Here is a 13,449-nt window from a genome sequence, read left to right as displayed (position 1 = left end):
AGCGCGCTTTTCACACGGAGTCCCCATGGCCAACAGCTCCGACCGCGAATACATGAGCCGCGCGTTGTACCTGGCGCGGCGCGGCCTGCACACCACCGATCCGAATCCGCGCGTGGGCTGCGTGCTGGTGCGTAACGGCATGATCGTGGGCGAAGGCTGGCACCAGCGCGCCGGCGAGCCGCATGCCGAACGCCACGCCCTGGCAACTGCCGGGGAACAGGCGCGCGGCGCCACCTGCTACGTGACGCTGGAACCCTGCTCGCACACCGGCCGCACCGGCCCCTGCGCGGACGCACTGGTCGAGGCTGGCGTGGCGCGTGTGGTGGCAGCCATGCAGGACCCGAACCCGCAAGTGGCAGGCCAGGGCCTGGCCCGCTTGCGAGACGCGGGCATCGAGGTGGAATGCGGTGTGCTGGAAGACGCGGCCCGCGCCCTGAATCCCGGCTTTATTCGGCGCATGGAACAGGGCCTGCCCTGGGTGCGGGTCAAGCTGGCCATGAGCGTGGATGGTCGCACCGCCATGGCCTCCGGCGAATCACAATGGATCACCGGCGCCGAGGCGCGCGAGGATGTGCAGCGCCTGCGTGCCCGCTCCTCGGCGATTGTCACCGGCATCGGCACTGTGCTGGCGGATGCCCCGTCCCTGACGGTGCGCCCGGCCACCTGGCAATTCAGCGATTACGGCCCGACACCGGTGCGCCAGCCGCTGCGTGTGGTGCTGGATCGCGCGCTGCGCACGCCGGCGGACGCCGCCGTGATCCAGGCGGACGGTGAGTGCCTGATCCTTACCGCCCAGGAGACGTCTGGCGCCCCGGCGCTGCGCGAAGCGGGCGCGGAAGTGCTCGCGGGCGACTGGTCGCCACGGCAGGTGCTGGCCGAGCTGGCCGCGCGTGGCTGTAATGAAGTGCTGGTGGAAGCCGGCGCCGAACTGGCCGGGGCGTTTGTGGCCGCCGGCTGTGTCGATGAACTGGTGGTCTATATGGCGCCGATGCTGCTTGGATCGTCGGCACGGCCATTGCTGGCCCTGCCGGGCCTGGACAGGATGGCCGACAAATACCTGCTCACCCTGCGCGACACGCGCCAGGTGGGTGTTGATCTGCGCTTGTGTTATGCGCTCGCGCCCCGATAAGGCGTCCTGATTCGTCTCTGTGAGGAGAGCCCCATGTTTACCGGCATTATCGAAGCCAAGGGTGAAATCCAGTCACTGGCGCCGCGTGGCGGCGACGTGGCGCTGACCGTGCTGACCGGCGCGCTGGATATGAGCGACGTGCAGCTTGGGGATTCCATCGCCGTCAATGGCGTTTGCCTGACCGTCACCAGCCTGCCGGGGCGCGGTTTTACCGCCGATGTCTCGGGCGAAACCCTGGCGCTGACCTCGCTGGGCGCCCTCAAGGCCGGCTCGGTGGTGAACCTGGAAAAGGCCCTCACGCCGACCACGCGCCTCGGCGGCCACCTGGTGTCTGGCCACGTGGATGGCGTCGGCACCGTGCGCAGCCTGCGCCCGGATGCCCGCTCCACCCGTATCGATATCGAGGCACCGGCGGCGCTGGCGCGCTATATCGCCCAGAAGGGCTCGATTACCGTGGACGGCATCAGCCTTACGGTGAACAGCGTCAGTGGCGCGGTGTTCTCGCTGAACATCATCCCGCACACCCAGGACATGACCACCATCGGCACCTGGCAGGCCGGCACGCGCGTGAACCTGGAAGTTGATATCATTGCCCGCTATCTCGAGCGGCTGCTGCTGGGTGAGCGCGCAGCCGAGCCGGGCGCCGGCGAGGGCCTGTCCATGGCGTTCCTCGCCGAACACGGTTTTCTGAAAAGGTGATTGCATGACATTGAATACAGTCCAGGAACTGATCGACGACATCCGTGCCGGACGCATGGTCATCCTCATGGACGACGAGGATCGCGAAAACGAAGGCGATCTGCTGATGGCGGCCGAGCATTGCACGCCGGAAGCCATCAATTTCATGATCAAGTACGCGCGCGGCCTGGTGTGCATGCCGATGAGCCGTGAGCGTTGCGAACAGCTCAACCTGCCATTGATGGTGCAACGCAACGGCTCCGGGTTTGGCACCAAGTTCACCGTTTCCATCGAAGCCGCCGAAGGCGTGACCACGGGTATTTCGGCCGCCGACCGCGCCCGCACCGTGCAGGCCGCCGCAGCCCCGGATGCCAAGCCGGCGGATATCGTGCAACCAGGACATATCTTTCCGCTGATGGCCGAGCCGGGTGGTGTGCTGCACCGTGCCGGGCACACCGAGGCAGCCTGTGACCTGCCGGCGCTGGCCGGCTGCGCCCCGATGGGCGTGATCTGCGAAATCATCAATGAAGACGGCACCATGGCGCGCCGTCCTGATCTGGAAAAATTCGCCGAGGAACACAACATCAAGATCGGCACCATCGCCGACCTGATCGAGTACCGCATGCTGCACGAAAAAACCGTGGAGCGGGTCAGCGATAACATCCTGCCGACCTGGTACGGCGATTTCCGCCTGGTGACTTTCCGCGATACCGTCGATGACATGACGCATGTGGCACTGGTGAAAGGCGAGCTGTCGCCGGAAGTCGTGACCACGGTGCGTGTGCATCTCGTCGATCCGTTGCGTGACCTGATGAGTGCCAAGATGGATGGCCGCACCGGCTGGAACATGCATCGCGTGCTGGAAGAGGTGTCGCAGAGCGAAGCCGGTGTCGTGATCATTCTTGGCCAGGACTACGTTTCCAACGATGTACAGATGATGGTCAACGAGTATTTTTCCGGCCAGCGCCGCCAGCCGCGCACCGGGGGGCCGGCCTATCGCAATATCGGCACCGGCTCGCAGATTCTGCGTGAGCTGGGTGTGCGGCGCATGCGCCTGCTCAGTTCGCCGATGCGTTTCAATGCGCTGTCCGGTTTCGATCTGGAAATCGTCGAATACGTGGAACCACCGGTGCAGTGATGCGGCGAGTTGTGAGCGGACTGTGAGCGCACTGTGAGAGAGCCACACCATGGATGAGCACGATACCACCGCCCCCCGGGACGCCGAACCGCTGACGGACAACGAAGTCCGTGTGCTCGGGTGTCTGATCGAGAAAGAAGCGACAACGCCGGAAGTCTATCCGCTGACACTGAACGCGTTGCAGGTAGCCTGCAATCAGAAAACCAGCCGCGACCCGGTCATGCAGCTGGACACTGGCGAGATCGGGCAGGCGTTGTACCAGCTCGAAAAACGAGCATTGGTACGCCGGGTCAGCGGTGCCCGCGCAGACCGTTGGGAACATCGCGCGGAAAAGACATTCGAGCTGGTGCACGCACAACAGATACTGCTTGGGCTGCTGTTGCTGCGCGGCCCACAGACACTGAACGAACTCTTTACCCGCAGCCAGCGCATGCATGCCTTTGATGACACCGAACAGGTGGCGCACCAGTTGTCACGGCTGGCCAGCAAAGGGCTGGTGATGCTGTTGCCACGCCAGAGCGGCCAGCGCGAAGACCGTTATCTGCACCGCATGGCCGGCGAGCCCGACCTGCAGGCCCTGGCCTCTATGCCGCGTTCGGCGTCCGCCGGGGAAGATCGCCTGGCGTTGCTGGAAGAGCGCGTCAGGGCCCTGGAAGCACAACTGGCCGAGCTGCTGGCATCCCGCCACTGACCCCCTCTTTTATCGTAAAACATTAACAAATGCCGGCTCGCAGCCGGCGTTCGTGCCTGTGGCTGCGTTACATTCAGGCAGTGTTTTTCGCTGCGTCCCGATGGTGTCCGGCAACTATCTTGCGTTACCACCCCCGTGTCTCTGCCTGCCTCGTCAGGACGTCCGCAATGTCGTGTATGGAATCCCCGCAGGGCTGTGCCTTGCAATCCACCCGGGGCGGCCAAAGGAGACTTCTGGATGATTCGTCATGTCATGATCGGCCTGTTGTGCAGCCTGCTGCTGGTGACGCAGGGGTGGGCCGAGGATATGGTGCGGGCCTCCAATCGCAATGTGGACACCGGTGCTCTGTTCCAGCGTGTCGAGGAACGCGCCCGTGAGCTGGCGCAGGAAGATTTCAAACCTGCGGCCACGGACATGCCGGAGTCGCTGGCGAACATGGATTATCAGCAGTACCGCTCAATCCGCTTTCGTCCGGAACAGGCGCTCTGGCACGACCAGGCGTTGTTTGAAGTACAGTTATTCCATCCCGGTTTTCTGTATCGGGAACCGGTGCGCATCAATGTCGTGGCAGAAAACAAAGTCGCTGCGCTGCCGTTCGAGCGCGCGCGTTTCCGCTATGACGGCAAGGCAGCCGGGCTGGCGGATGAAGCGCCGGAGACACTCGGTTACGCCGGTTTCCGGGTGCATTACCCGCTCAATACCGAGGAGTACAAAGACGAATTCCTGGTGTTCCAGGGCGCGTCCTATTTCCGTCTGGTCGGCCCGGGCCAGGCCTATGGCCTGTCTGCGCGCGGGCTGGCCGTGGACACCGCCGCACCACAGGGCGAGGAGTTTCCTGCCTTTCGTGAATTCTGGCTGGTGCAGCCGCGGGCGGACGACACTCGGCTGATCATTTTTGCACTGCTCGACAGCCCCTCCGTGACCGGCGCCTACTGGTTCGAAATCCAGCCCGGTGCGCCCACCGGCATGCGTGTCGATGCACGCCTGTTTGCGCGCAGGGATATTGCCAAGCTCGGGATTGCACCGTTGACCAGCATGTTCCATCACGGTGAGAACGGCACCCGTTTCGTCGATGATTTCCGGCCGGAAGTGCATGATTCGGATGGCCTGCAGGTGCTGACCGGCCAGAACGAATGGATCTGGCGCCCGCTGAATAATCCGCGCACGCTGCGCGTCACGTCCATGATGGACGAAAACCCGCGCGGCTTTGGCCTGCTGCAACGGGACCGCCGTTTTGATCATTACCAGGACATGGAGGCGGCCTACGAGCGCCGTCCCGGTCTGTGGGTGATCCCCGAAGGGGACTGGGGCAAGGGCCGGGTGGAACTGGTGGAAATCCCCACTGACTCGGAAGTGAACGACAACATCGTCAGCTACTGGGTGCCGGACGCACCGATGAAGGCGGGCGAAAGCCGCCGCTATGCCTATCGTTTGCGATCGGTGGATGCGCAGGTGGCCGAGCATGCACTGGGCTCGGTGTTACGTACCCGGATCGGGTGGGGCGCGGTGCCGGGGCAACCCGATCCGCCACCCCGCAGCGTACGGCAGTTCGTGGTGGATTTTCGCGGCGGCGAACTGGCCAGCCTGTCGCCGGATACGCCGCTGGACGCAGAGCTTTCCCATGCCGTCGGCAAGGTGCGCGATCTGCATGTGCAACGCCTGCCGGACGGCAAGACCTGGCGCGCCATTTTCAAACTCGATCCGCAAGACAGCGATGTCGTGGACATGCGCCTGTACCTGAGCCTGAGAGGCCAGCGGCTGACGGAAGTCTGGAGCTATCTCTGGTCGCCGGATGCGGTGGACTGACATGACCGCCGCCATGCCGCCGGCTGCCCGGCAACAGATCAGGTTCCCCGGCGCCCTCTGGCGCCGGCCAGTGTTTTTCACACTCGCGATCCTGAGCACGCTCGGGGGCGCACTGCTGATGCTGGACATTTTGCGCGCCAACAGCCTGACGGTGCTGGAGGTAGTGATCCTGTTGCTGTTCGTGGTCACCTTCGGCTGGATCGTGGTGTCGTTCTGGAGTGCGGTGGCGGGCTTCCTGTTGCAGTGGCTGCGGCGCGATCCGCTGACCCTGGCGCGACAGGCGCCGGTCCCGGCGACACCGATTCAGACCCGCACGGCGCTGGTCATGCCGGTCTACAACGAAGATACGCACCGGGTGATCGCCGGCTTTGAGGCAACGCTGCGTGATCTGGACGCCGCCGGCGAAGCGTCGCATTTCGATTTCTTCCTGCTCAGTGACAGCACCGATGAACAGGTCGCCGGTGCTGAGCGTGCTGCCTGGCGTGCGCTGTGCGAGCGGCTGCCGGCCGCGTTGCGCGAGCGTGTGTTCTATCGCCGCCGCACACGCAATGTCGGCCGCAAGGTGGGCAACCTGAAGGATTTCTGCGAGCGCTGGGGCAGCCGGTACGAGCACATGATCGTGCTGGATGCCGACAGCGTGATGCGTGCCCGCTGCCTGCTCGACCTGGTGCGCCTGATGCAGGCCAATCCGCGTTGCGCGCTGATCCAGACGGTGCCGATACCGGTGCGCTCCACCACCTTTTTCGGGCGTTTCGTGCAGTTTGCTGCGGCGCTCTACAGCCCCATGCTGGCCACCGGCATGAGCTTCTGGCAGATGGACGCGGCCAACTACTGGGGCCATAACGCGATCATTCGTGTACGCGCCTTTGTCGAACACTGTGGCCTGCCGTCGCTGCCAGGCAAACCGCCGCTGGGCGGCGATATTCTCAGTCACGATTTTGTCGAGGCGGCGATGCTGCGCCGTGCCGGCTGGCAGGTGTTGTTGCGCGCCGATCTCGGTGGCAGTTACGAAGAAGTGCCGAGCAACATGCTGGATTATGCCAAGCGTGACCGGCGCTGGGTGCAGGGCAATATCCAGCATCTGGGGCTGCTCGGTGCGGCGGGGCTGCACCCGGTCAGCCGGCTGCATTTCCTGTTTGGTGCGGTGGCCTATATCGCCTCGCTGCTGTGGTTGCTGATGCTGGTGCTCAGTACCGTGGATGCGGTATTTCGTGCGCTGCACAGCGAAATCTATTTTGCCAATGCCTATCAGCTGTTTCCGGACTGGCCGATCGTCCGCATCGGGCTGATCGTTTCGCTGGTGGTCATCACGGTGGTGCTGCTGTTGCTGCCCAAAGTGCTGGGTGTGCTGATCGCATTGCGGGACCGGCGCCGGGCCTTCGGTGGTGCCTGGCGTATCCTCTGCGGTGCGCTGGTGGAAATGCTGTTCGCAATCCTGATCGCGCCATTGATGATGGTGTTTCACGCCTGGTTCGTGATCAGCATTCTGCTCGGCCGCAACGTCAGCTGGGATGCGCAGGTGCGCGAAGGGCGGCCGGTGCCCTGGGGCGAGGCATTGCGTCGCACGCTGGCCGCTACCCTGGTGGCCCTGGTCTGGGGGCTGTTCACCTGGTGGGTGGCGCCGGTGTTCTTCTGGTGGCTGACGCCGATTCTCGCCGGGCTGGTCCTGGCGGCACCGATCGTGCGTTATTCCAGCAGCCTGACGCTGGGGCGGGTGATGCGCAGGCTGGGGGTGTTCGTCAGCCCGGATGAGGCTGCGCCCGAGCCGGTCCTGCAGGCGGTCGCCGCGCGATTGTCGGCCCCCCCGGCGCTGCCGCAGCACGCGCCGCTGCCGGCGTTGCCGCCGGAGCAGCCGGTCCGGATGCCGACACAGGCGCTCTGAACGGCATGGCGGGCACCCATGGCGGTACATACTCAAGCCGCTTATAGCGGTACAATAGTCGCCGTTTTGCCGTCCGCCGCGCTTGTGCGGCCGGTTGTCCGTCAGCAAGCAAGGGTTCGACATGAAAGACATCAAGACCATAGAAGGCACCTTCACCGGCGTCAGCGGCCGTTTCGGCATCGTTGTGGCCCGTTTCAACAGCTTCGTCGTCGAGGCGTTGCTGGAAGGTGCGGTGGATGCACTGGTGCGGCATGGCATCGCGCCCACGGACATCGAGATCATCCGCGTGCCGGGTGCGTGGGAGCTGCCGGTGGCGGTCAAGCGCCTGGCCGACAAGGGCAATTACGACGCGCTGATCGCCCTCGGGGCGGTGATCCGGGGCGGTACCGCGCATTTTGAATATGTGGCGGGTGAAGCAGCCAAGGGGATCGCGGCGATCCAGAACAGCACCGGCGTGCCGGTGGCCTTTGGTGTGCTGACGGTGGAAAACATCGAGCAGGCCATCGAGCGTTCTGGCACCAAGGCGGGCAATAAAGGCGCCGAAGCGGCGTTGTCCGCGCTGGAAATGGTCAGCCTGCTGAAGCAACTCTGATGACGACACTCACTTCGCCCTCGGCGCGCCGCAAGGCGCGCCGGTTTGCGTTGCAGGCGCTGTACCAGTGGCAGCTCGCCGGGCAGCCGCTGAACGAAATCGAAGCGCATTTCCGTGCCGAGAACGACATGAAAAAAGTCGACCTGGACTATTTTCATGCCCTGTTGCACGGCGTGCCGGCCCGTGTCGATGAACTCGACGCGCTGTTTGCACCGGCCCTGGACCGCAAGGTGCAGGAACTGTCGCAGATCGAGAAAGTGATTCTGCGCATCGGCACGTTCGAACTGCTGGACCGGATCGATGTGCCGTATCGCGTGGTGATCAACGAAGGCATCGAGCTGGCCAAGCTGTTCGGTGCTGATGATTCCTTCAAGTACGTCAACGGCGTGCTCGACAAGGTGGCGCGCAAGTGCCGCCAGGTGGAAATCGCAGCCCGCTGAGACGGGGTGACCCCAGCCATGGATGAATTCGCGCTGATCCGGCAGTTCTTTCGCCAGCGCGCCGGCCACGGGGCGGGCGTGGTGCTGGGGCCGGGCGACGATGGTGCGGTGCTCGCGCCCTCGCCGGGTTGTGAGCTGGTGATGAGCATCGACACCCTGATCAGCGGCCGGCATTTCCCCGAGGACCTGCCGGCGGCCGACATCGGCTGGCGCAGCCTGGCCGTGAATCTTTCCGACCTGGCCGCCATGGGGGCCACGCCACGCTGGTGCCTGCTCAGCCTGTCCCTGCCCGATGCCTCCGCCGACTGGCTGGAGGCTTTCTGTGATGGTTTCTATGCACTGGCCGAACAGGCCGGCATTGCGCTGGTGGGTGGCGACACGGTGCGTGGCCCGCTGATGATCACGGTGCAGGTGACCGGCGAGGTGCCGGCGGGCCGCGCCCTGTTGCGCAGCGGTGCCCGGCCCGGCGACCGCATCTGTATCGCCGGTGTACCCGGCGAAGCGGCGGCGGGGCTGGCCCAGTGGCAGGCGGGTGTGCGTGATGGCCTGCTGAGCGCACGCTTTTGCCGGCCACAGCCGCAACTGGCGCTGGGGCAGAAGCTGCGTGGTGTGGCCAGCGCCTGCATCGACATCTCGGATGGTCTGCTGGCCGATCTGGGGCATGTGCTTGATGAAAGCGGTGTCGGCGCCGAACTGTTGCTGACGCAGTTGCCGGTCTCCGACGCGTTGTCCGGCTGGGGCAGTGAGGAGGCCGTGCTCCGGGCGCAACTCGCCGGTGGCGATGACTACCTGTTGCTGTTTACCCTGTTGCCCGGCTTCAACCTGCCCCGCGATGCGGTGCAGATTGGCCGTATTCGCAGCGAAACCGGCCTCGCGGTCCTGGGCCGCGACGGCATGCCGCTGACGGCATTGCCCGCCGGCTGGGATCATTTCCGCACGCCCTGACAGGAGCGCCCGTGAACAAGAAAGACACCCCGGTCCATCCGCCCAGCATGCGTAACCCTGTGCACTTTCTCGCGTTCGGTTTTGGCAGCGGGCTGGCGCCGAAAGCGCCGGGCACTTTCGGAACGCTGGCGGCGCTGCCTGTGTGGTACGGTCTCGCGCAACTGCCCCCGTGGGGCTATCTGCTCGGCACACTGCTGGTGATTGCAGTCGGCCCCTGGCTGTGCGGGCGCACCTCGCGGGACATGGGGGTGCATGATCACGGGGGTATCGTCTGGGACGAGATCGCCGGTTTCCTGATAACCATGATGCTGGCACCGGTGTCGCTGACCAGCGCGGTGCTTGGTTTTCTGCTGTTTCGTTTCTTCGATGTGGTGAAGCCCTGGCCGATCGGCTGGCTGGACCGGAGGGTGCATGGCGGCACCGGCATCATGCTGGATGACCTGGTGGCGGGGGTGTATGCTGCCTTGCTGCTGCAGGGGCTGCTCGCGCTGCTCTGAAGGCGCAGCGTGGAAAGGTATCCGCAGGGTTCGTGCCGGGGGGGATGAACGCTGGGTAATGGGGATGCTCAACAATAACAATGCCTGACCGCTCCGGGACACGTCCTGCCGCGTGTGTCACTGTGGGCAAGGTCGCGCACTATATTCACCCGAGATTCCGCATTCATGGAGAGTCGCTCATCCCGGGCCACAGAAGCTGTCCCCCGGCAGCGGATCGAACGCCTGCTCAATCACAGCCGGTTCCGCCTGCGCTTTCCCGCGCCGCTGGAGGCGACTTATCGTGCCTACCATGATGCCGATGCCCTGCGTGTATTCCGTGGCAGCCTGGGTTATCTGGTGCTGCTCTACCTGGCCATGGCCGGCGCCGCGCTGGCGGTGGCGCCGAGCGGCCAGCTCGGTGCATGGCCGCTGTTGTTTTCCGGTTTCGGCCTGCTGATTCTTATCGGCTGGCTGCTGGTCCGCAGCCGGCTGCTGCAACGTTTCTACCAACGGGTCGTGTGCGCGCTGGCTGCACTGGCGGTGGCGTTGTCGATGATCAACCCGATGCTGGTGACGGACCCCGAATTTCGGGTGCTGGTCTATATTGGCGGCGCCTATGCCGTGGTGGTGGTGTACCTCGGCCTGAGCCTGCGCCTGCCGTATGCCATGCTGGCCGGCTGGGGCGTGGGGTTGCCGCTGATGGCGGCGGGCTATGCCCTGGCGCCACGCCTTGGCCTGGCGATTGACTGGCTGCTGGTGCTGGCGACTTTCGTGGGAGCCAGCGTGCTCTGCATGGTGATCTGCTATCGCGATGAGCGGCAGAGCCGGCGGGTGTTTCTGCAGGCAGAACTGCTGCGGCTGGATCGCGAACACATCGCGTTGCTGGCGGAGGAGTTGCAGAAGCAGGCACTGGTGGACGGCCTGACCGGGCTGGCCAACCGCCGCCAGTTTGATCAGGCGCTGCAGCGCGAATGGGGACGCGCGCACCGTGAGCACCGGCCGCTGGCGCTGGTGTTTGCCGACATCGACCATTTCAAAGCCTACAACGACTACTTTGGCCACCAGGAAGGCGACGACTGCATGCGGGTGCTGGCGGGGATTTTCCGCGCCCAGGCACGGCGGGCCACTGATCTGGCCGGCCGTTATGGCGGAGAGGAATTCGTGCTGTTGCTGCCCGGTGTGATGCTGGCCGAAGCGGCAAGCCGCGCCGAGTTGCTTGCGGCAGCGGTGCGCGCCGCCAGCCTGCCGCACCCGCGTTCCTCCTGCGCCAATACCGTGACGCTGAGTATCGGTGTGGCGGCCATGGTGCCGACCCAGGACGGTTCCCCGGATGAGCTGGTGCGGCGTGCGGACCAGGCGCTGTACGAGGCCAAGGCGGCCGGGCGCAATCGCGTGATCGCGCACTGATTCATTATCGACATATCCGTTTAAGTATATGCGCATTAACCGTTAAACAGATTAACGGTGCCTCGCTAGTCTGTGCCTCAAACTGCCATGGCAGAGAGGACAGCAGAAGTGGCGACAGACAACATCATGGCCGTCGTTGCGGGTTTTCGCCCGCTGGCGCGGTTGCATCATCCTCGGGAAGTGATCAGGCAATTCACGCCTAACTGGTTTGCCATGACCATGGGGACCGGCGTGCTGGCCCTGGCGCTGGCGCAACTGCCCTGGGCCGGCGCGACCCTGCTGCGGCTGGCGGAGGCGTTGTGGGGGCTGGCGGCGATATTGTTCGTGCTGTTCAGTCTGCTGTACAGCGCGCGCTGGGTGCTGTTTTTCGAGGAGGCACGGCGCATCTTCGGGCACGCCACCGTATCGATGTTCATCGGCACTATCCCCATGGGGCTGGCGACCCTGCTCAACGGGCTGTTGCTGTTCGGCGTACCGCGCTGGGGGGCTGCGGCCGTGTCGCTGGCAGAAACACTCTGGTGGCTGGACGTGGCCATGGCACTCGCCTGCGGGGTCTGCATTCCCTATCTGATGTTCACGCGGCAACGCCACCGGATCGACGGGATGACGGCAGTCTGGTTGCTGCCGGTAGTGGCTGCCGAAGTGGCGGCGGTCAGCGGCGCGCTGCTGGCGGGCCATCTGCCGGACATGGACAGCCGCTATCGCGTGCTGCTGGCCAGTTATGTGCTGTGGGCCTATTCCATGCCGGTGGCGTTCAGCATCCTGGTGATCCTGTTTCTGCGCATGGCACTGCACCGTTTGCCGCCAGCGAACATGGCGGCCAGCAGCTGGCTGGCGCTGGGACCGATTGGTACCGGCGCACTGGGCATGCTGGTACTGGGCGAGCAGGCACCTGCCGTGTTCGCCGCGCAGGGACTCGCCAGTGTGGGAGAGATGGCACACGGGCTGGGTGTGGTGGCGGCGGTGTTGCTGTGGGGCTGTGGTGTCTGGTGGTGGTGGCTGGCGATGCTGGTGACCGCGAGGTATCTGCGTGCCGGGTTGCCGTTCAATCTTGGCTGGTGGGCCTTTACCTTCCCTCTCGGCGTGTATGCGCTGGCGACCCTGAAGCTGGGCGACGTGTTCGGGCATGCGTTTTTCGGCATGGTGGGCACGGTGCTGGTCGCCTGGCTGGCGGTGTTGTGGTGCCTGGTGACGGTGCGTACGCTTGAAGGCGCCTGGCGGGGTCACCTGTTTGTGGCACCCTGCCTGGCACGCGGGGATGAGAGGTGAGGCGGCGATGACCGTCGTAACGGCAGCGATATTCACGGGGAGCGAGGCCGATGAAAGTGATCCTGTTGTCGCTGGTGCTGCTGGGCGTTGCCGGCTGCACCGAGCGGGGCATGTACGATAATCTTCGCGCAGACCGTCTGCGGGAGTGTGAGCATCAGGTGGCAGCGGCGTACGACGAATGCGTGGCGCAGTACCCGATGGATTTCGATCAGTACCGCACCGCCCGTGACGGCGTGCCGCCGGCGCGCTGACTTGATTCAGCCGGGCTGGGCGTCCAGTTCGATACGCATCGGGATACCGACCGCCACGCTGGCGCGCGCCAGTGTGGCGAGCGTGACGCTGGTGTCCTGCACGTCCAGCAGCCGGTTTACCACCATGCGGCTGGTGTGCATGCGACGCGCCATTTCGGTCTTGGAAATGTGCCGGGCTTTCATGGCTTCTGCCAGTTGCCAGGCGATAACGCGTTTCATGGCGGCGGCCACCACTTCCTCGCGCAGGCCGTCCTCTTCGAGTAGCTCGTCGATGTTGCTGCCGATATGCCGGTTCATCTCTCTCATTTCCCTCATCTCTTGCCTCGCTGTAATTGCCGCAGCCGGCTGCGTGCCGTCTCGATCTCCCGTGGCGCCCGCAGCGACTTCTTGATGAAGCCGTGCAGCAGCACCATCCGGCAGCCCGTCACGGTAAACAGCACACGCACGATGCCGTCGCGGATATGGCTGCGGCTTTCCCAAAGTCCGTGTTCCAGCTTGCGCACCAGGGGCATGCCCAGGGGCCAGCCGAACTGCACTGTCTTGATGTCCGTGCCGACGGCTTTCCTGTCCTCCGTGGGCAGGGCGCGCAGGACATCGCGGACGGGTTCTGTGCCCGCAGCCGTACGGAAAAAATGGACGGTCATAATCAGTGGCGTCATTGCAGTGTACCTAAAAAGATACGCTTGGCAAGCAGGCCCGTCAGCGGGATGAGGGGACAAGCGTGCCCGGCCGCGCAGCGGGCTGG

At 64.7% G+C, this 13,449-nt stretch carries 15 protein-coding genes; 13 read left to right on the top strand and 2 right to left on the bottom strand.

Annotated features, from left to right (window positions below):
- The first annotated feature begins 25 nt into the window (after window positions 1-25).
- The 13 genes from ribD to S7S_RS15605 all read left to right on the top strand — a co-directional run bounded on the left by ribD (window position 26) and on the right by S7S_RS15605 (window position 12,704).
- On the top strand, window positions 26-1,129 hold the full coding sequence (gene ribD, locus S7S_RS15665) for a bifunctional diaminohydroxyphosphoribosylaminopyrimidine deaminase/5-amino-6-(5-phosphoribosylamino)uracil reductase RibD (RefSeq protein ID WP_008733455.1): 1,104 nt from the start codon (window positions 26-28) through the stop codon (window positions 1,127-1,129).
- 33 nt (window positions 1,130-1,162) lie between these two features.
- Window positions 1,163-1,828: a riboflavin synthase gene (locus S7S_RS15660; protein WP_008733456.1), complete on the top strand. Its 666-nt coding sequence runs from the start codon at window positions 1,163-1,165 to the stop codon at window positions 1,826-1,828.
- A gap of 4 nt (window positions 1,829-1,832) precedes the next feature.
- Window positions 1,833-2,945 carry a bifunctional 3,4-dihydroxy-2-butanone-4-phosphate synthase/GTP cyclohydrolase II gene (gene ribBA / locus S7S_RS15655; protein WP_008733457.1) on the top strand — a complete coding sequence of 371 codons (1,113 nt, stop codon included), beginning with the start codon at window positions 1,833-1,835 and terminating at the stop codon, window positions 2,943-2,945.
- A gap of 49 nt (window positions 2,946-2,994) precedes the next feature.
- On the top strand, window positions 2,995-3,636 hold the full coding sequence (locus S7S_RS15650; RefSeq protein ID WP_008733458.1) for a YceH family protein: 642 nt from the start codon (window positions 2,995-2,997) through the stop codon (window positions 3,634-3,636).
- A gap of 237 nt (window positions 3,637-3,873) precedes the next feature.
- The gene (locus S7S_RS15645) at window positions 3,874-5,442 is read left to right on the top strand and encodes an OpgD/OpgG family glucan biosynthesis protein (RefSeq protein WP_008733461.1); all 1,569 of its coding nucleotides are present in this window, start codon (window positions 3,874-3,876) and stop codon (window positions 5,440-5,442) included.
- 1 nt (window position 5,443) lies between these two features.
- Window positions 5,444-7,324: a glucans biosynthesis glucosyltransferase MdoH gene (gene mdoH / locus S7S_RS15640; protein ID WP_238582905.1), complete on the top strand. Its 1,881-nt coding sequence runs from the start codon at window positions 5,444-5,446 to the stop codon at window positions 7,322-7,324.
- 121 nt (window positions 7,325-7,445) lie between these two features.
- The gene (ribH, locus tag S7S_RS15635; RefSeq protein WP_008733465.1) at window positions 7,446-7,916 is read left to right on the top strand and encodes a 6,7-dimethyl-8-ribityllumazine synthase; all 471 of its coding nucleotides are present in this window, start codon (window positions 7,446-7,448) and stop codon (window positions 7,914-7,916) included.
- Window positions 7,916-8,356 (top strand): transcription antitermination factor NusB, encoded by a 441-nt coding sequence (gene nusB, locus S7S_RS15630; protein WP_008733467.1) that lies wholly within the window; start codon window positions 7,916-7,918, stop codon window positions 8,354-8,356. The genes ribH and nusB overlap by 1 nt, the downstream gene beginning before the upstream one ends.
- Before the next feature lie 18 nt (window positions 8,357-8,374).
- Entirely contained in the window at window positions 8,375-9,301 is a 927-nt protein-coding gene (thiL, locus tag S7S_RS15625; protein WP_008733468.1) for a thiamine-phosphate kinase, read from the top strand.
- A gap of 47 nt (window positions 9,302-9,348) precedes the next feature.
- On the top strand, window positions 9,349-9,798 hold the full coding sequence (locus S7S_RS15620; RefSeq protein ID WP_052269358.1) for a phosphatidylglycerophosphatase A family protein: 450 nt from the start codon (window positions 9,349-9,351) through the stop codon (window positions 9,796-9,798).
- Between the two features lie 165 nt (window positions 9,799-9,963).
- Window positions 9,964-11,184, top strand: a complete 1,221-nt coding sequence (locus S7S_RS15615) for a GGDEF domain-containing protein (protein ID WP_008733472.1) — start codon at window positions 9,964-9,966, stop codon at window positions 11,182-11,184.
- Window positions 11,185-11,292: 108 nt separating this feature from the next.
- Complete coding sequence (locus S7S_RS15610) at window positions 11,293-12,453, top strand: TDT family transporter (RefSeq protein ID WP_008733474.1); 1,161 nt, start codon at window positions 11,293-11,295, stop codon at window positions 12,451-12,453.
- 50 nt (window positions 12,454-12,503) lie between these two features.
- Complete coding sequence (locus tag S7S_RS15605; protein WP_008733476.1) at window positions 12,504-12,704, top strand: hypothetical protein; 201 nt, start codon at window positions 12,504-12,506, stop codon at window positions 12,702-12,704.
- Between the two features lie 6 nt (window positions 12,705-12,710).
- On the opposite strand, the gene S7S_RS15600 is transcribed toward S7S_RS15605, so the two are convergent.
- Together S7S_RS15600 and S7S_RS15595 are read right to left on the bottom strand one after the other, a co-directional pair.
- Complete coding sequence (locus S7S_RS15600; RefSeq protein WP_202966507.1) at window positions 12,711-13,010, bottom strand: helix-turn-helix domain-containing protein; 300 nt, start codon at window positions 13,008-13,010, stop codon at window positions 12,711-12,713.
- A gap of 5 nt (window positions 13,011-13,015) precedes the next feature.
- Window positions 13,016-13,363, bottom strand: a complete 348-nt coding sequence (locus tag S7S_RS15595; RefSeq protein WP_035203035.1) for a type II toxin-antitoxin system RelE/ParE family toxin — start codon at window positions 13,361-13,363, stop codon at window positions 13,016-13,018.
- Window positions 13,364-13,449: the final 86 nt, after the last annotated feature.

It is taken from the genome of Isoalcanivorax pacificus W11-5, assembly GCF_000299335.2.
In the GTDB taxonomy this organism is placed as follows: Bacteria; Pseudomonadota; Gammaproteobacteria; order Pseudomonadales; family Alcanivoracaceae; genus Isoalcanivorax; species Isoalcanivorax pacificus.
Note: the sequence above shows the minus strand (reverse complement) of the source record. Positions and strands in the feature narration are given on the sequence as shown.

Bases quoted from the DNA above. Each gene is read 5' to 3' on its own strand.
- ribD (WP_008733455.1), top strand. From the start codon at position 26: ATGGCCAACAGCTCCGACCGCGAATACATGAGCCGCGCGTTGTACCTG.
- S7S_RS15660 (WP_008733456.1), top strand. From the start codon at position 1,163: ATGTTTACCGGCATTATCGAAGCCAAGGGTGAAATCCAGTCACTGGCG.
- ribBA (WP_008733457.1), top strand. From the start codon at position 1,833: ATGACATTGAATACAGTCCAGGAACTGATCGACGACATCCGTGCCGGA.
- S7S_RS15650 (WP_008733458.1), top strand. From the start codon at position 2,995: ATGGATGAGCACGATACCACCGCCCCCCGGGACGCCGAACCGCTGACG.
- S7S_RS15645 (WP_008733461.1), top strand. From the start codon at position 3,874: ATGATTCGTCATGTCATGATCGGCCTGTTGTGCAGCCTGCTGCTGGTG.
- mdoH (WP_238582905.1), top strand. From the start codon at position 5,444: ATGACCGCCGCCATGCCGCCGGCTGCCCGGCAACAGATCAGGTTCCCC.
- ribH (WP_008733465.1), top strand. From the start codon at position 7,446: ATGAAAGACATCAAGACCATAGAAGGCACCTTCACCGGCGTCAGCGGC.
- nusB (WP_008733467.1), top strand. From the start codon at position 7,916: ATGACGACACTCACTTCGCCCTCGGCGCGCCGCAAGGCGCGCCGGTTT.
- thiL (WP_008733468.1), top strand. From the start codon at position 8,375: ATGGATGAATTCGCGCTGATCCGGCAGTTCTTTCGCCAGCGCGCCGGC.
- S7S_RS15620 (WP_052269358.1), top strand. From the start codon at position 9,349: ATGCGTAACCCTGTGCACTTTCTCGCGTTCGGTTTTGGCAGCGGGCTG.
- S7S_RS15615 (WP_008733472.1), top strand. From the start codon at position 9,964: ATGGAGAGTCGCTCATCCCGGGCCACAGAAGCTGTCCCCCGGCAGCGG.
- S7S_RS15605 (WP_008733476.1), top strand. From the start codon at position 12,504: ATGAAAGTGATCCTGTTGTCGCTGGTGCTGCTGGGCGTTGCCGGCTGC.
- S7S_RS15600 (WP_202966507.1), bottom strand. From the start codon at position 13,010: ATGAGAGAGATGAACCGGCATATCGGCAGCAACATCGACGAGCTACTC.
- S7S_RS15595 (WP_035203035.1), bottom strand. From the start codon at position 13,363: ATGACGCCACTGATTATGACCGTCCATTTTTTCCGTACGGCTGCGGGC.